Origin of the sequence: Nostoc sp. (genome assembly GCF_036919595.1) — a bacterium.
Lineage (GTDB): Bacteria > Cyanobacteriota > Cyanobacteriia > Cyanobacteriales > Nostocaceae > Nostoc.
Genome location: NZ_JBALCO010000185.1, coordinates 40,633 through 58,109, shown reverse-complemented (window position 1 = coordinate 58,109; position 17,477 = coordinate 40,633). Strand labels below are relative to the sequence as shown.

The 17,477-nt window shown below is 42.3% G+C and carries 13 protein-coding genes and 2 pseudogenes; 5 read left to right on the top strand and 10 right to left on the bottom strand.

Annotated elements, in window-relative coordinates:
- The first annotated feature begins 262 nt into the window (after positions 1–262).
- Positions 263–1,171, top strand: coding sequence for a c-type heme family protein (locus tag V7K21_RS28680; RefSeq protein ID WP_335179217.1), 909 nt, complete (start codon positions 263–265; stop codon positions 1,169–1,171).
- A gap of 39 nt (positions 1,172–1,210) precedes the next feature.
- On the opposite strand, the gene V7K21_RS28675 is transcribed toward V7K21_RS28680, so the two are convergent.
- The 3 genes and pseudogenes from V7K21_RS28675 to radA all read right to left on the bottom strand — a co-directional run bounded on the left by V7K21_RS28675 (position 1,211) and on the right by radA (position 4,678).
- Positions 1,211–2,458 carry a serine/threonine-protein kinase gene (locus tag V7K21_RS28675; RefSeq protein ID WP_335179215.1) on the bottom strand — a complete coding sequence of 416 codons (1,248 nt, stop codon included), beginning with the start codon at positions 2,456–2,458 and terminating at the stop codon, positions 1,211–1,213.
- Positions 2,459–2,947: 489 nt separating this feature from the next.
- Positions 2,948–3,055, bottom strand: a pseudogene (locus V7K21_RS28670) (Uma2 family endonuclease); the annotation flags it as partial.
- 96 nt (positions 3,056–3,151) lie between these two features.
- Positions 3,152–4,678 carry a DNA repair protein RadA gene (gene radA / locus V7K21_RS28665; RefSeq protein WP_335179213.1) on the bottom strand — a complete coding sequence of 509 codons (1,527 nt, stop codon included), beginning with the start codon at positions 4,676–4,678 and terminating at the stop codon, positions 3,152–3,154.
- Between the two features lie 170 nt (positions 4,679–4,848).
- Between radA and rpaB the strand changes: the two genes are divergently transcribed.
- Positions 4,849–5,577, top strand: a complete 729-nt coding sequence (gene rpaB / locus V7K21_RS28660; protein ID WP_273769721.1) for a response regulator transcription factor RpaB — start codon at positions 4,849–4,851, stop codon at positions 5,575–5,577.
- A 76-nt stretch (positions 5,578–5,653) separates the two neighbouring features.
- A complete protein-coding gene (locus V7K21_RS28655; protein ID WP_335179211.1) occupies positions 5,654–6,292 on the top strand; it encodes a cofactor assembly of complex C subunit B in 639 nt (212 codons plus the stop codon).
- A 364-nt stretch (positions 6,293–6,656) separates the two neighbouring features.
- Here the strand turns inward: V7K21_RS28655 and V7K21_RS28650 are convergent.
- Positions 6,657–7,571: pseudogene (locus tag V7K21_RS28650) on the bottom strand (M48 family metallopeptidase).
- A gap of 215 nt (positions 7,572–7,786) precedes the next feature.
- Between V7K21_RS28650 and V7K21_RS28645 the strand changes: the two are divergent.
- Both V7K21_RS28645 and V7K21_RS28640 read left to right on the top strand, forming a co-directional pair.
- Positions 7,787–8,305 (top strand): DUF456 domain-containing protein, encoded by a 519-nt coding sequence (locus tag V7K21_RS28645; protein WP_335179209.1) that lies wholly within the window; start codon positions 7,787–7,789, stop codon positions 8,303–8,305.
- A gap of 549 nt (positions 8,306–8,854) precedes the next feature.
- The gene (locus V7K21_RS28640) at positions 8,855–9,466 is read left to right on the top strand and encodes a PEP-CTERM sorting domain-containing protein (protein WP_335179208.1); all 612 of its coding nucleotides are present in this window, start codon (positions 8,855–8,857) and stop codon (positions 9,464–9,466) included.
- 160 nt (positions 9,467–9,626) lie between these two features.
- On the opposite strand, the gene nblB is transcribed toward V7K21_RS28640, so the two are convergent.
- From nblB to carB, 6 genes are all read right to left on the bottom strand, one after another.
- A complete protein-coding gene (gene nblB / locus V7K21_RS28635) occupies positions 9,627–10,292 on the bottom strand; it encodes a phycobilisome degradation protein NblB (protein ID WP_335179206.1) in 666 nt (221 codons plus the stop codon).
- A gap of 62 nt (positions 10,293–10,354) precedes the next feature.
- Positions 10,355–10,819, bottom strand: a complete 465-nt coding sequence (locus V7K21_RS28630) for a CBS domain-containing protein (protein ID WP_335131165.1) — start codon at positions 10,817–10,819, stop codon at positions 10,355–10,357.
- Between the two features lie 212 nt (positions 10,820–11,031).
- Positions 11,032–11,448: an 8-oxo-dGTP diphosphatase MutT gene (gene mutT / locus V7K21_RS28625; protein WP_335179204.1), complete on the bottom strand. Its 417-nt coding sequence runs from the start codon at positions 11,446–11,448 to the stop codon at positions 11,032–11,034.
- Between the two features lie 639 nt (positions 11,449–12,087).
- Positions 12,088–12,432: a DUF760 domain-containing protein gene (locus tag V7K21_RS28620; RefSeq protein WP_335179202.1), complete on the bottom strand. Its 345-nt coding sequence runs from the start codon at positions 12,430–12,432 to the stop codon at positions 12,088–12,090.
- A 231-nt stretch (positions 12,433–12,663) separates the two neighbouring features.
- The gene (locus V7K21_RS28615) at positions 12,664–13,620 is read right to left on the bottom strand and encodes an RNA polymerase sigma factor, RpoD/SigA family (protein WP_335179200.1); all 957 of its coding nucleotides are present in this window, start codon (positions 13,618–13,620) and stop codon (positions 12,664–12,666) included.
- Between the two features lie 557 nt (positions 13,621–14,177).
- Complete coding sequence (gene carB, locus V7K21_RS28610) at positions 14,178–17,444, bottom strand: carbamoyl-phosphate synthase large subunit (protein WP_335179198.1); 3,267 nt, start codon at positions 17,442–17,444, stop codon at positions 14,178–14,180.
- Between the last annotated feature and the right edge of the window lie 33 nt (positions 17,445–17,477).

The following is a 17,477-nucleotide window of genomic DNA, read 5'->3' as shown; positions in this document are numbered from 1 at the left end:
TGGCACGGGTTCAAAACAACCAATACGAATTTTTCTGAATTCCGTTTGAATTGCTGTTGTAGCTTTCTTAAACTTAGTTACTTAGAGAACATTTTCATTAACCTGAATAATTACTAATAGTATAAAGTTGGATCTACCCTAATAGTTTTAGCTAAACTATCTTTTCACACCTAAATATGAGAGCTGATTGATCATGATAAAGTAAACGATAAGTTTCGCCATATTTGTTCATAATAATTTGAATCGTAGGTAATCTAGAATTATGCTAAAGAATCTGAAGCTGAAACAAAAGTTTACAATTTTACTACTGGTAATTCTAACATTTGGTCTGAGCTTGAGTGGATTTACTCTTTCTTCTCTGCTCAGGGAGAATGCTAAACAAGATATTAGCTCAACAGGTCTCATACTCATGCAAACAATGAGTTCTGTTCGTAAATACACTAGTACTCAAGTTAATCCAGAGCTAGCTGATAAATTGGCAACTGAGTTTTTGCCGCAAAGTGTGCCTGCATACTCAGCACGCGAGGTATTTGAAATTTTACGAAAAACGACAGATTACCATGACTTCTTTTATAAAGAAGCAACTCTCAATCCCACAAATCTTCGGGATAAGGCTGACAGTTTTGAGACGGAAATTGTAGAAAGGTTCAGAAATAAATCAGACCTTAAAGAAGTGAGTGGATTTCGTTCAATTCCTGGTGGGGATATCTTTTACATTGCTCGTCCGCTACCAATTTCTGAACAAAGCTGTCTCGTATGTCATAGCGTACCTGAAGCTGCACCTCAAAGTATGATTACTCAGTATGGTACAGCTAATGGATTTGGGTGGAAGCTGAATGAAATTGTTGGCGCTCAGATTATATCAGTGCCGGCGAATAATGTCATCAGCAAAGCTAATCAGTCTTCTTTACTCATTATCTTAATTGTATCAACTATATTTATAGCAACTATCCTGTTAGTCAACTTTTTCTTGAATAGACAAGTTGTTTTGCCTCTCAAACGCATGACTCGCATAGCTGAAGAAGTCAGTACAGGACATATGGAAGTTGAATTTGAGCAGATGTCTAATGATGAAATCGGTAATTTAGCTAAAGCTTTTAAACGGATGCAGTTAAGTTTAGAAATGGCAATGAAAAGAATCAAACGCACTCAGGGAGGTACAGTGGATTAAAAAATTCAAAAGTCTCTAAATTAACGGTGGTCTAAATGTCTATGAAAATAAGCTTTTTTTAAATTCAAAAGCTGCCTGAAAATCAGGAATTTCCCTGATGATGAGTTCAACAAATTGGTCAGGCGAAATATAAGGATTTTCAGCTAATATTTCTTCTATAATCAGATTTGCCATTGGTCCGATGTGGTAAGCTAACTCTTGCTGACAATGTTTGATAAATGCTGGTTTGAGTGAAGGTTGTTGTTCAATTCGCCCAATTTGCGGATTAATAGGTGAACTAGGTGAACTAAAAATTGTTTCTCTAGGTTGGTTGGATGATGGCGATATTGCCGACATAGCCTGAAATTCAGGATTAAATATCGTCGCAGGCAAATCATCAACTATGATTGGAGGAGACATTGCCACTTCTGGTTCTCCAATCCGCTCTAAATCTATAAGAACTTCCCTGGCTGTTTGGTATCGGTTGTTAGGCCTATCTGCCAACATATAATCAAGTACTTGAGCCAAATCCTCAGTAACATAGGTATAATAACGCCAGCCCCATTCTAATGAGTATTGATCCATTAGTAAAGATGGATCTCTACCTGTGAGTAATACAATAGCTGTTACCCCCAAAGCATAAAGGTCACTACAGGGGGAGCATAAACCCAAGCTAATCTGTTCGCGGGGAGCGTATCCCACTTTGCCTACAAGGGACATTTTGCCAACAAAGGTCACCTGATGGTTAGAACTTCTCGCCTCGTTGATATCAGCAATTTGCTTGCCTACACCGAAATCAATTAGCACTGGCAGAGCCTTGCCATCGGGTAACATGATGTTGTCAGGAGAAATATCTCGATGGATGATGTTGTGTTGGTGGACATATTCCAAAACAGGCAGTAGATTCTTTAGCCACTCTATAACTTCCTCTTCGGAAAAGTTTCTTCCTTGACGTTGAAGTTCTCCCAGCAGTTGAGAATATGTTTTACCGTCAACATACTCTTGTACTAGAAACAGCCGATTATCTCCTTCAAAGCAAGCTAAAAACTTGGGAATTTGAGGATGTTGCAATTGATGAAGAATTTTTGCCTCTCTTTTAAATAAGTTGCGATATTGTTCCAGTCCACTCTCCCCTGTGCCAATGGGTGCAAACTCCTTGAGAACACAAGCTTCATTAAACCGACGAGTGTCAAACGCCAAGTAAGTTCGTCCCAATCCTCCCTGTCCTAGAAGTTTTTGGATAGTATAGCGGTTATCAATTAGAGTTCCAGCAGTTATTTCTGGTCTTGTCATCGGGGGCTGTGACATCTCATCGCACTCCTAGCGATTTTATTATTGATAGATTATATTGTTTGCTGAAAGTCAGAAACTCTAGCAGATAAAGGCTGATAACATCCTTAAAATTGAGGTTAGCACTACTATCAATACAGGAAAACACACTTTTCTACATCTTTATCCGGTCTTATGTGACCAAATAGACAATTTTTACTTGAGTAGTTCGATCATACTACTCATACTTACGTATTTTAGCAGCCGGAACATAATTAGTGTCTGCGGTAATATGTGCGAGTGTTCAGGGCATCGCCTTTTAGATTTGCTGCTGAACCACATCTTACCCCTAGCAACTCAATTGGCACTGAGTTTTGGAACAGTAAGGATATAGCGTGACATTATAGTTTTTCAGAAAACTAAGGTTGCTATAGACTTCCCAAAGGGAATCTTATATGTATTTCAAGTGCTGAATATGCGATCGCTCTCAAAAGTTAATCTTTCTGGGAGCGAATATCCTTATGATATAGCTGCTAAAGCTGGTTGGTTGATGTTGTCCACTGGATCGTCTGGCAGTTTGTAATCATCAGGTAGTTTTTCCCAAGTGATTTGGTAATCTTGGGTAAGGGCTGTCATGGTGGGTTGTCCTTTGGTGTGGTGTTATCTCGGATTTTACCCTGGTGTTTGACTCTATTTAGATCCCCACAACCCCCTTAAAAAAAGGGGCTATGGTTACTCATCTTCATCGAATTCTAAATCGTCGGTTGTCAGTTCCTGATGGGGGATGGCGGCGATAATTGCATCTATTACTTTGGATACTGGTAATATCTCAATATTAAGATCGGGAAATTTTGTCCCTTTTGGCACGATCGCTCGTTTAAATCCCAACTTAGCAGCTTCTTTCAACCGCAGTTCCATTTGGGAAACCGATCGCACTTGTCCGCCTAACCCAACTTCACCGATCAATACTGTACCGGGATCGACGATGCGATCGCGGAAACTGGCAACGATCGCGATCGCTATTCCTAAATCTACGGCTGGTTCTTCCACATTCAACCCACCCGCAGAAGCAACGTAGGAATCTAACTTGGACATGGGAATTCCCACCCGTTTTTCTAAGACAGCGAGAATTTGTACCAAGCGGTTGTAATCTACGCCAGTACCTGCACGCCGGGGGGAAGGGTAGCTGGTAGCACTCACTAAAGCTTGCAATTCCACAACTATCGGGCGAGTGCCTTCGCAAGCAACGACAATGGCAGTACCAGGCGCAGGATCGTCACGATTGCCTAAAAATAACTCTGAGGGGTTGGCAACTTCCCGCAATCCTTCGGCTACCATTTCAAAGATGCCGATTTCGTGAGTTGCGCCGAAGCGGTTTTTCACTGTCCGTAATAACCGATGGGAGGCAAAGCGATCGCCTTCAAAATACAACACTGTGTCTACTAAATGTTCTAAAACTTTTGGCCCGGCGATCGCTCCTTCTTTGGTGACGTGTCCCACAATCAGCATAGTGACATCTTCGTGCTTCGCCACTTTCATCAATGCTGCTGTACATTCCCGTACCTGAGCCACCGAACCGGGCGCAGAAGTCAGCGCCGGAAAGAACACCGTTTGGATACTATCAATCACAGCCACGTTTGGTTTTAGAGAGTCTATTTCCCGTAAAATTTCTTCTAAATCTGTTTCTGGCAATACATATAAATCTGCACCTATACTGTCAGGGTCTATGGGTAATGTAGTATCTACTACCATTGTTACCTTCTGCTCATTAACCAGATTTACGCTTTTTGATACTCCCAAACGAGAAGCTCGTAATTTTACCTGCTGTCCCGATTCTTCACCAGTTACGTAAAGGATGCGATATTTCTGTGCTAATTGATTTGATACTTGCAACAATAAAGTCGATTTACCAATACCCGGATCACCACCAATCAGCACCATAGAACCTGGGACAACTCCACCACCAAGCACCCGATCCAATTCTCCATAACCAGACTCCCATCGAGCAATTTGGCGATCGGTAATTTGGTCAAATGTTAAAGAGGCTCGCGCTTTAGCTGGTTTAGCGTGAGATTTGCCATTGGTTTGAGTTGATTGCCAACTACTCACTCCCCCTCGACTGGGTACATCTACTGAAGACTGGATAGTGATCTGTTCTTCTAGAGAATTGTATGTGCCGCAAGCTGGACACTTACCAAACCACTGGGGCGATTCTGCTCCACATTCGTTACAAACGTAAAAGGTTTTTGGCTTTGCCATTCTTAAATCTTATTATATATTCTTAATATTTGCTTAGTTCTTGGGAAAAACTAAAAACCAATAATAGTAGTATTTAGAGCTTTTTCCAAATCAATTGATGGAATGATATCTTAATATTATGGTATTAAAAATTAATCATGTAAATTTTTACTGAAGGAGCGTTGAAAAACTTGGAAAGCCATAAAGAAAAAATCTTGGTGGTAGATGACGAAGCCAGCATTCGCCGGATTTTGGAAACGCGCCTTTCCATGATTGGCTACGATGTAGTTACAGCTGGCGATGGGGAAGAAGCTTTGGAAACTTTTCGCAAAACTGATCCTGACCTGGTAGTTTTGGATGTAATGATGCCAAAGCTAGACGGCTATGGTGTATGTCAAGAATTACGAAAAGAATCAGATGTCCCCATTATTATGCTAACAGCCTTAGGGGATGTAGCCGATCGCATCACTGGGCTAGAATTAGGTGCTGATGACTACGTAGTTAAACCATTCTCCCCAAAGGAGCTAGAAGCTCGAATTCGCTCGGTGCTGCGGCGGGTAGACAAAACCAGTGGATCTGGTATTCCCAGTTCTGGGGTAATTCATGTCGCTATTATTAAAATCGATACGAATAAGCGACAAGTCTACAAAGGCGATGAGCGCATTCGATTGACAGGTATGGAGTTCAGCTTATTAGAGTTGTTAGTAAGTCGCTCTGGAGAAGCTTTTTCCCGTTCGGAAATTTTGCAGGAAGTTTGGGGTTACACACCAGAACGTCATGTAGATACCCGTGTAGTAGATGTGCATATATCCCGTTTACGGGCAAAGTTAGAAGATGATCCTAGCAACCCAGAATTGATTCTCACAGCACGGGGTACTGGTTATCTTTTCCAGCGGATTATTGAACCAGGGGAGGAGTGAGAAAATGAGGGAGCAGGGGGAGCAGGGGAAGCGGGGGAAAAAGAACAATTGATTATTGTCCAATGCACAATGCCCAATGACTAAATCTGATCCTAATCGAGTTTTGCGGCGTCTGCCTATTGTTGTGGGTGGGCTAGGCGCTGTGCTTTTGTTGCTTAACCGTTTATTGACACCAGAACTAACCCAATCTCAATCGCGTGGTGATGTGGTAGGCGTGATTTTAAGTGCGGTGTTAATTTTGACAGGTTTAATTTGGCAGCAAGTTCAGCCGCGATCGCCTGATACTGTAGAACTAATTGGAGAAGAAGGTTTTGTCCTCGCAGCAGATTTACCTGAAGCTGTGAAAACAGAGTTAGCTTGGGCATCTCACTTATTATTGACTAATACAGTAACGCGATCGCTGGTAGTTTTTTATCAAGGTAAAGTTTTGTTGCGTCGCGGTATTCTGGGTACTAAATCTGAGGTTGTACCAGGAGTAATCTTAAAACAGGTACTTGAAAAACAAAAGCCAATTTATCTAGTTGCTCTAAAAATATATCCAGGTAAGCTTGAATTTGATTATTTACCAGAAAATACTCAAGGTGTAATTTGTCAACCTATTGGCAATAAAGGTGCGCTTATTTTGGGAGCGAATGCTCCTCGCAGTTACACCAAACAAGATGAAAACTGGATTGCGGGAATTGCTGATAAATTAGCCGTTACTCTTAATACTTAGGTTATTCGCTAGTTTAGAAATCAGCCAATTTTGCTCCAGAACTTGGGGCAAAATCCCTAAGTTCTGGAGCAAAATCACAGGTAATCGGTATTACAAGTCATTGAGCGTCACGAACGTATTTTTGATTAAAAAATTTCATCTAAAAGACGCTCTCTACGAGACGCTGCACGTAGCTTGCTTCTCCGTAGGAGTACGCAAACTCACTCTAAGCTAACGCAAGAGCGTTTCTAAGAGTTGCCATGCCGCAGGCTTTACGCTACATCAGCAATCCAAAATCGTTCGATGGTTCCTGAACGAAGTCGAAGGACTGAGCGAACGCAAAAGCGTCTCTAAGAGTTACCGAAGTATAAAATATAAAATTCAATTACCAAGAAGTCAAAAAATTCCAACCTTCCTTTTCCTGTGGTGTCTCTCCTTCTTTTTCTTCGGGATCTTCCGGTATCTTTAAATTTTTCTGTTGAATTAAATTATCATACTCTCCTGAATCAACCCATTTTAATAACTCGCCAGCCCGCATAACCACCCAGGAAAGCCCAGATTCTGTATAGCTTAATATTTTGGTGATCTGATCAACACTATCAAAGTTATTGGATGCAAACTCACGGGCTTGTCCGAGGAAATCTTCGATTACAGCAGTAGTCAAGTACTCGTCTGGTAAACCTGCGAGTTTCATCAGTGTAGTGGTTGCTACCTCAATATCCTGACAAGCCAGCAAACCAGCCCGATCAGCAGTGAACCTAGCCATCATCCGCCAATTATACAAACCCAGTTCCATTCCACTGGCTACTAAGCCACCCACACCCAGTGTGGTACTGCTCAACAAATTTTTCAAAGTCGGCATCACAATTGCCATTTGGTGATAAACCATATGCTGACTCTTGATGCGAGCAACTTCGTGTCCAAAAACGTAAAGTAACTCATCTGGATCAAGCCACTCCATTCCATCTAAATTGATACCAACAAGGGGTTTTTCCACCCCAACAATGTAACTTTGAATGTGACCTGTGCCTTGAAACAGATACAGTTCAGGAAGTGGAGCAACATCAAGAATTTGGCAGGTTTCTACAAATGTTTGATGCAATTGCGGAAAATTACGCGGCTAAATTCTGATTTCACTACCAAGGCTTTGCAATCTGAGTAAGCGATCAATGCCGTATTCGTTAACTTTTTTGAGTAGCAGGGAAACACCGGGCATATTTTGTAAAGAAGCCAAAGCTTTGCGATCAAAGGGGTGTTCGTAGGTTTTAGAACTTAGTCCAGTTAATATTTTTCTCGTCATGGGTTTTGAGCTTTAAAATAGCAGTTTAGGAAGCATTAGGCGATATGGCATAAATCCAGCTACCATCTCAATTAAGACAGGACTTACGCAAACTGGTTAAAAGTAGGCAAACTTCCACTACAGCGTACTAAGCATTTGTCACCATCTTGCCCAGATAGAATATACAGTAGGGACGCACGGCTGTGCGCCCTTACGAGGAAATTTACAATTGATCTATGCAAATTACTTATTGGTTATTAATTGCCGTAATGGTTGTGGGTGTTATCGGTGCTGTAGTTCCAGCCATTCCTGGTAGCAGCTTAATTTTAATTGCAATTATCGTTTGGGGAATCGTCAGTAGTTCCTTTGCAGCTATCAAGATTCCACTAATTGTGACAGTTATAGTTTTACTGCTCAGTGTCGGAGTGGATTTTTTAGCTAGCTATGTGGGAGCAAGACAAGCTGGAGCTAGCAAGTGGGGGCAAATTGGCGCAATTGTCGGTTTGGTTGTGGGATTTTTGGGATTATTACCAACACTACCTTTTGGGGGGCCACTGTTAGGAATTTTACTAGGGCCGCTTTTGGGAGCAATTATTGGTGAATACCTTTACCGACGTGAATTAGGGTTGGCGGTTAAGGCGGGTATAGGAATTATAGTCGGGTCTTTAGTTGGAAATTTGATTCAAGGTTTGTTAGCGATCGCCGCAGTTGTAGTTTTCGTTGTGACAACTTGGCCACAGGTATTTGGCTCTTAGCATTTGAAAAATCTGACAGATTTGAGAAGAGCGGTAACAGCTAGCAGTTAGCTATTTATTACAAATATTCAATTTGATAACAAAGACTATCCATAGTAAACAAATACAGCGGTTCCTCCCATTTATTCTTTGAGAGCAACCGTTTCAGTAAATATTAGTAACTGGAGATATTATAGATACACTGCATACTCTTTTTATCTAAAATATGGTTGGGTAAGTTTAAGTATTAAAAATATCCATTGTATTTATACGAAAATTACCTTTCTTCAAGTTAGAGCTATTGCCAACAATTTAAACCCTGTGAAATAAAAGATATACGAAGCACAGGTATGTAACTAATTAAAATTTCATGAAGCATAGTAATGCCTAAAAGATGTGATGAAGACCACTAAGTAAATCTTGCAGGCTCTAAGTCTATGTGATTTCATGGAGATAATAAATATATCAGGCAACTTTCGCTTTCACTGACAGTAGTTTCCATAAATTACTGAGATTAAAAGCAAAGCGATCGCTCTAATTTAAGGTTATTACTAGGAGCCTCAAACGACAATGATTGGTTTTAAATATAAATTACTAAATACAATATTAGCTATTACTGCTGCAATCCCTTTAGCTACTGCTGGGTCTGCTCAAGCATACACTGGTAGCTTTAACTACATTCCATCTTATAATAGTTCTACTGATGAGGCAACTGATGTCACTCTTAGCCAAAACTCTGTAAACTTTATTCCCAATCCAGGAGCAATTTTACTTACACATCGGACAGGAGATTTTGCATCTAGTTCTACAGGTTTTATTAAAAGCTTCCAAACAAATCCATTCATTTCTTCTGCGTTTATTGATGTTGGTGCTTTGGACGGAAATAAACTCCTTAGTTTAACCAGTCTCGCTCCAGCAGTTTTTACTTCACAACCTGGAGGAATAGATATAAACTTGGCTTTCAAGGGACTCTTTGAAGATGGAAGTAAAGCAGAAGGATATATCACTTTTGCTATTCAAAATACTGCTGCACAAGCAATTTACGAGAATGGTGGAACAATTTCTGGAACTTTCACAGGTCTTGCGGTAAGTACAGTTCCCGAACCAGCTGCATTATTAGGCTTGGGTGCAGTAGGTGGAGTGATGGCTATGTCTCGCCGCCGCAAAAGTGTCGTTCAATAGACCTATTCTAAATATAAAAAAGTTACTTTTAGTTTCTAAAAGTAACTCTAATTTATCTATTCGATCTGGCTGGAATGCAAAATTTTCTTAACCAGGTTAAATTTTTTGATCCTGTCAGACAAATCTATTTAAAGATGACTTTTCTTAACCTAAGATAGACTTAAACTGATTGCAAAGAATTTTTGGCTTCAGTTGCGATTGCTTCTACTTGATCATCAGCCAGAGTTTCTAATATAGATTTGGCTTCTGCACTACCCAAACGAGCCAAGGCTTGTACAACTCTGTAACGAATTTGCCAATCTGGATTGGTAGCATAAGGAGCCAAGAGGGTAACTGCTTGTGAATCTCCCAAGTCACCCAAAGAACTAATAGCAGCAGTTTGCACTAATTCGTTTTCTGATGAGAGCGCCTCTTTGAGTAGTTCAAAGGCTCGTGGATCACCCAACTCTCCTAATGTAGCAATGATACTGAATTGGATTAGCCATTCATCAGTTGTATGGTAAAGCTGTTGCAAGTCTTCAAAAGCTTCATGTAACTTCAAAGCACCCAAACAGTCTGCTGCTGCTGCTTGTACATCTACTTCAGAGTCATGAAGCAAGCGATCGCGCAAGATATCCAAGGATAATTGTAAATCTTGTGTTCCGAGTGTATCCATTTGACTCACCGCTGAGTAACGGACACGAGAATTGCTATCGCCAATAGCGTTTTGAATTAATTCAAAGCCGATCGCAGGTTCCAGTTGGCGGATTTGATTTACTGCACGTAAGCGATCGCCTAAATCCTCAGAACTGAGCAATTGCTTAACAGACTCCGCATTAATACTCATTTAATTATCCTTGATTTTCAAAGGTGTAAAAAATAGTTAACAGTCTGATAACTGTTAACTGACTAATCTTGACTTGCTGCCATTGCCCGAATAATATCACCACGAGTGAGGATACCGATTACTTCACCCGCGCCCTCAAGTACTGGTAATCGGTGAACACTGCGATCGTGCATGATTGTAGCGGCTTCCCTTAAAGTTTTATCAGGGGAAATAGCGATCGGGTTTTTACTCATCACCTCCCCAACGGTTTGCCCTAGTGCCTTGTGCAAGTCACGTTCATATGTAGCAGGATTTTTTAAATAGATAACGCTATCAAGAAACATAATGTAGGCAGGTGGAGTAACACCAGTTTCTTGCCACATTAAATCGGTTTCCGAAATAATGCCCACCAATTTACCGACATCATCCACAACAGGTAATCCGCTAAAGTGGCGTTCTGCAAGAATTTGGATAGCTTCGTTGAGTGGAGTTTCTGTCCGAACGACAACTGGATCGCGGCTCATCACATCGGCAACGGTTTTAGGCATTTGTTTGCTGACACCTTTAATCAAAGTCCCTGCGCCTATTGTAGAAAATTGCGGGACTCAACCTGATGCAATTAATAGATTGTTACGGTATTAGGCATTGGGCATTGGACACTTGTACCGAGCGTTCGCGCAGCCTCTCGTAGAGAAGTATTGGGCATTAGGCAATAATCTAATAGTCTTCTCCCCCTGCTCCCCCGCTTACTCCCCACCCCCTAGTCCCCAGTCCCTTTTAAGGCAGCAATAATTTGAGTATTTGCTTTAGGAAAAGTAAACTGCTCCAGTTCTTCCAAAGTTACCCAGCGAATTTCATCGGATTCCAAAGGTTGGGGAACACCTGTAACATGGCGGCAGTGATGTACTGTGAGGGTAACACGCAAGTTTGTATAACTGTGGTCGATAGTAATCAGATGCTCTCCCACTTCAATTACTATTCCCAGTTCTTCGGAAATTTCCCGTTGAATACACTCGCTGATAGTTTCACCAGGCTCAATTTTACCACCAGGAAATTCCCACAAACCACCCATCACTCCTTCTGGACGACGGCGATCGATTAAAATTTGCTTTTGGTCATTCCAAATTACTGCAACACCAATAATTTTATGGGGTGGCAAAAAACTGGTTTCACTCATAATTGATTGGGGAGATAAGGAACTACTTTTGCTAACGATAAATCCATGTACTATTCATATCCGTACAAAGGTAATATTAATAATTATTAGAAAAGACAAAAATATTAAGACCTCGGAAAATCTGGTGTAGATTTTGAATAGCTTAAGTAAGTGTAAATGGTTCGTTAAAAAATTGACTTTTATCACAGAGTTTTAGCTTTAACCGAAGCGTATTAGATGATAAGAGATACTAACTTCTAATCAAAAAACTCGGCAGATTGGTTTAAATTCTACCGAGTTTTGATTTATTACGAAGGTCGTCTACCGCTTTTAGTTTATCCACAAATGTGTATTAATCATTTAGCAATACGCCTCTAGTTGAACTAATCAACAACTTACAGAAGTTCATAAATAACCAAATTCAAAAACTCCGCGTTACTCTATGCCAACCTCTGCACTCCTAACCGTCGGAAGGCAAGCGTCTATGCATTTAAATTTCAACCCTAATTTGTCACTATTTTTGGATATTTAAAAAATTTAGCTGATGCATGACTGGGAATTAGCGGCGAAGATTTTGCAGAGGTTTATGTTTAATTTGGATCGCCGTGACTGTGAGTAGCTATCAGCCTAACAATATTGAATTTCCCAAATTTTATCTTTCTAGTCAACTTCGCTGTTATTGCTTTGAGTCCCTTGTAGGGCGATTTCAAAATTCATTCTCTGTTCAGCGTTACGCAAGAAATAACCACTAATCATCGCAGAAGCCAGAAGCCTACCCAGACTTTCCCGACTGGTGGTTACGCTGATGCCAAAATGTTCTGAGGGTAGATTACCCAATAGTCCTGTAATATTCCGTTCCATTACCTGAAACACTTCGGCAGATGTGGGTTTGGATAGTTGGGTAACTGTTTCCGGATTCAAAGATTTAACGTACTGCCATAGTAAATCGCTAGTTTCTGATTCGCTATTGAAAAATTCTGAGACACGATTGGACGGGTTATTCATTTTTTAGCTCCTTAACTACCACTGCTGGCTGCGGTGCTTGTGATTTGAATATTAAATGCCTGTTTTGGATTTGACTTAGCTAGCTATTTTGTCTTCCTGCCAACTAATTTAACAGCCTAACGTAAGAGTCGAAGTAGGTGTAACCGTACCAAAATCAGCGTATTTTCTCACCCTAATAAATAAAGTCAGGAGTGAAGAGTTAATTAAAAACTCATAACTCCTAACTTTCCCCTAACTTGCCAAATATTCATCCATGTTGGCTTTAGACTTGCGAAGTTTGGTTAAGGCTTCCCGCTCAATTTGCCGGACTCGTTCCCGGCTGATATTCAGTATTTCACCGATTCTAGCCAGAGTCAGCGCTTGCCCATCAGTTAAGCCAAAGCGCAGCGTGATCACTTCCCTCTGCTGTGACGTGAGGTCGCCCATCAGGCGATCTAAATCATAAGATAGGGAAGATTGCATGACAAACTCTTCTGGAGATGCTCCTGGATCTTCTAGCATTTCTCCGAGTTCTGTGTCATAATTATCACCCAGCCGTAAATCCAAAGAAAGGGGCAAACGCGCCTTTTCTAGATACTCTCGCACTTGTTTGGGAGTCAATTCTAATTCATGAGCTAGCTCACCAGCTGTCGGAGCGCGTCCCAACTTTTGAGACAATTGGCGCTGTGCCTTTTTAATTTTATTTAATTTTTCAGTGATATGGATAGGCAGCCGAATGGTACGAGCTTTTTCGGCTATTGCACGGGTGATCGCTTGCCGAATCCACCAATAGGCATAGGTAGAAAACCTGTACCCTTTGGTAGGGTCAAACTTTTCTACACCCCGTTGCATACCAATACTACCTTCTTGGATCAAGTCCAGTAAATCGACATTGCGTTTTATGTACTTTTTGGCAACAGAGACTACCAGCCGCAAATTGGCTTCTACCATCTTACGCTTGGCAATTTCACCATCAGCGATCACTTCGTTCAAATCTGCTGGTTCTAACTTTGTCGCTTTGGCCCACTCTTCTAAAGTCGGTTGACGACCTAACTGCGTGGCAAGAGATTCTCTTGAGTCGTGCAAAGCGCAGGAACGTTGCACCTGTTTCCCATAGAAAATCTCTTCCTCGTGGGTTAAGAGTGGCACACGGCCAATCTCACGCAGGTAAGTCCGCACGAGGTCTGTGGCTGTCTGAGCGGTCTTCATGGCGCTACTCTTTGGTAATGATGGGTTTGACGGTAGGGTCATTAAGGGATAGATGCTTTATTAGGGTGCTACCCAGTCAGACTGGGAACCCATACTATGGTTTGCAATTTACGCGCCCGATAAATACGTAGCGCTCATAATAATCAAATTTAGGCTTCTTAACTGCTAAAAGTTACAGTTATTTCCTAGTTCTCACAAGTATCTACAGTTAGATAAAAGGTAACTTCTTAAACATTTTTCTATAGAAACCTCATTAACAATTGTAACATTTATGAGAATATTTTGGCTATATGCCGACATTAAATTTCCTGGTTGTTCCAGTTCATCCAATATTGTGCTTTCTCTCAAGGCTGACTAGAAGTCAATTTAAGAAATTATTTGGTTGACATAAGCTTCCTCATATTTGTTAAGGTATCTCTAATGAGAACTATAGTCATTCTCTTATAACAATTACTTAATTTTCTTGGAGATTGGGCACAAGAGGCAGAGGGACAGTTCTTGCTGGGGGCAAGGGGGAGAATTAAAATTACTTCTTTCCCCTCTTTTCCCCCCACTTCCTACTCCCTGGTAATCGGGCAGTACTCTTGAATGGTTTTTACATCCAAAGTCGTATTTTGTAAAGAATGGATGGCGGCGACAGTAGCTTTTGCGCCGGCGATGGTAGTAATGATGGGAATTTTGTAAGCTAAAGCTGTGCGGCGGATTAACCTAGCATCAGTCTGGGCTTCTTCCCCTGAGGGTGTATTGATAATAAGTTGGATTTTCTGGTTTTTGATTGCATCTAGGACGTGGGGACGACCTTCATGGAGTTTTAACACTAATTCAATATTTAATCCTTGTTCGAGAAGAACTCGGCGTGTACCAAGAGTAGCCATCACTCTAAAGCCCAAATCGATAAATTCCTTCACCACAGCACCGGCAGACGCTTTATCGCGATCGCTCATTGATACAAATACAGTTCCCGTCAGTGGTAAACGCTCCCCAGCACCCATTTCCGCTTTGGCAAAGGCCCGGCCAAAGTCGCTGTCAATCCCCATCACCTCACCAGTAGATCGCATTTCTGGGCCCAATATTGTATCAGTTCCTGGGAATTTATTAAAGGGTAATACTGCTTCTTTTACAGCAATATGTGTGGGAATGATTTCCTCGGTGAAGCCTAGCTCCTCTAAGGTTTTACCCGACATAATTAAGGATGCTAGTTTCGCCAATTGTACACCCGTCGCTTTAGAAACAAATGGGACTGTGCGGGAGGCACGGGGGTTGGCTTCCAAAATGTAAACTTGGGGAGAATAACTACTTGCGCCCACAACGGCAAATTGAATATTCATCAACCCCACGACTGACAGCGCTTGTGCTAGCTGCACCGTCCAAGTGCGAATTTGATTGAGAACTGCTGGTGATAGGGAAATGGAAGGTAAAGAACAAGCGGAATCTCCTGAGTGAATCCCCGCTTGTTCGATGTGTTCCATGATGCCACCAATCACTACCCGTCCTGTGTGATCGGCGATCGCATCTACATCCACTTCAATCGCGTTTTCCAAAAACTTATCAATCAAAATCGGATGTTCTGGTTCCACTAGTACCGCAAAGGTCATGTAGCGTTCCAACTCGGCATCAGAATAAACGATTTCCATTGCCCGTCCCCCTAACACATAGCTGGGACGCACCACCACTGGATAGCCAATGCGTTTGGCGACAATCAGCGCATCTTCGTAACTCCGCGCAATCCCATTAGGCGGTTGGGCAATATTCAATTGTTGAAGAATCTTTTCAAACCGCTCCCGGTTCTCTGCCATGTCGATGGAATCTGGTGATGTACCCCAAATTTTAGTAATCAGTTCTGAGGTATCATTGCTAAGAAACTCTTGTAACGGGAGAGCCAACTTCAGCGGTGTTTGTCCGCCAAACTGGATAATTACCCCAACTGGATTTTCAGTTTCGATAATGTTAAGAACATCTTCTTTTGTTAACGGCTCAAAGTAAAGGCGATCGCTGGTATCATAGTCTGTCGAAACTGTCTCTGGGTTAGAGTTGACCATAATCGTCTCATACCCCCCTTCCTTCAAAGCATAGGCGGCGTGACAACAACAATAATCAAACTCAATTCCCTGCCCAATGCGGTTGGGGCCACCACCCAAAATCAACACTTTTGGCTTGGTTGCTGGTAAGACCTCTGTTTCTTCTTCGTAGGTAGAATAGTAGTAAGGGGTAAACGCTTCAAACTCAGCGGCGCAGGTATCCACTGTTTTGTAAACTGGGATAATTTCTAGTTGTTTGCGGTAGGCGCGAACTTCATCTTCGGTAGTTTTGGTGGCATAGGCAATCTGGCGATCGCTATATCCGTCCCGCTTCACCTCATAAAGTTGCTCTTTTGTCAATTGCTGCAAAGGTGTCCGCTTCAGGAATTTCTCCACATCTAACAGTTGCTGCAATTTATCCAAGAACCATCGGTCAATACCAGTGAGTTCGTAGATTTCCTCAATAGTCATCCCTTGCTGCAAGGCATGGCGCACGGAGAAAATGCGATCGGGGTTAGGTGTCCGCAATTGGGCGCGAATTTGTTCACCACTGGGTAATTTCTCGGCTTTGTCGCAACCCCAACCAGCACGTCCTGTTTCTAGCGATCGCAGCGCCTTTTGGAAAGATTCGTTGAACGTCCGCCCAATTGCCATTGCTTCCCCGACAGACTTCATTTGAGTTGTCAGCACTGGTTCCGAACCGGGGAACTTTTCAAAGGCGAAGCGGGGGATTTTTGTCACCACATAGTCAATTGTCGGCTCAAAGGATGCGGGAGTTTTCTTGGTGATGTCATTTTTAATTTCATCCAGGGTGTAGCCCACAGCCAATTTTGCTGCCATTTTGGCGATCGGGAAACCCGTGGCTTTGGAAGACAAAGCCGAACTGCGGGAAACACGGGGGTTCATCTCAATTACAACCACATCCCCTGTAACTGGATTGACGGCAAACTGGATATTTGAACCGCCAGTTTCTACACCGATCTCGCGGATGATTTTAATTGCCATATCCCGCAGCCTTTGATATTCTTTATCAGTGAGGGTTTGCGCGGGAGCGACGGTAATCGAGTCTCCTGTGTGGATGCCCATAGGATCAAGGTTTTCGATGGAGCAGATAATCACCACGTTATCTGCTAAGTCACGCATCACTTCGAGTTCGTATTCTTTCCAGCCGAGTAAAGACTGGTCAATGAGAATTTGCGAAACCGGGCTGGCATCTATACCTACCTGTGCCATTTCTTCAAATTCTTCTTGGTTGTAGGCAATGCCGCCGCCACTTCCACCCATTGTGAAAGCTGGACGAATAATTAGGGGATAAGTACCAATTTGACGGGCAACAGCTTTGGCTTCTTCCAAAGATTCGGCTGTGTCGCTGGGACACACGGCTACCCCAATCCTTGCCATTGCTTGACCAAAAAGTTTTCGATCTTCGGCTTTTTCAATGGCTGGTAGTTTAGCGCCGATTAACTCAACGCTGTACTTTTCCAACACCCCATTTTTGGCTAAAGCAACGGCGAGGTTGAGGGCGGTTTGTCCTCCCATCGTTGGCAAGAGAGCATCAGGGCGTTCTTTCTCGATGACTTTTTCGACCAATTCCGGTGTCAGCGGCTCAATGTAAGTGCGATCGGCTGTTTCCGGGTCGGTCATAATCGTTGCAGGGTTGGAGTTGACCAAAACCACTTCATAGCCTTCTTCTCGCAGCGCTTTGCAGGCTTGAGTGCCAGAGTAGTCAAACTCACAGGCTTGTCCGATCACAATTGGACCAGAGCCTAACAGTAGAATCTTCCGGAGGTCGTCACGGCGGGGCATAGTCGTTGCCTTGGAATACGAGAATACAAATCC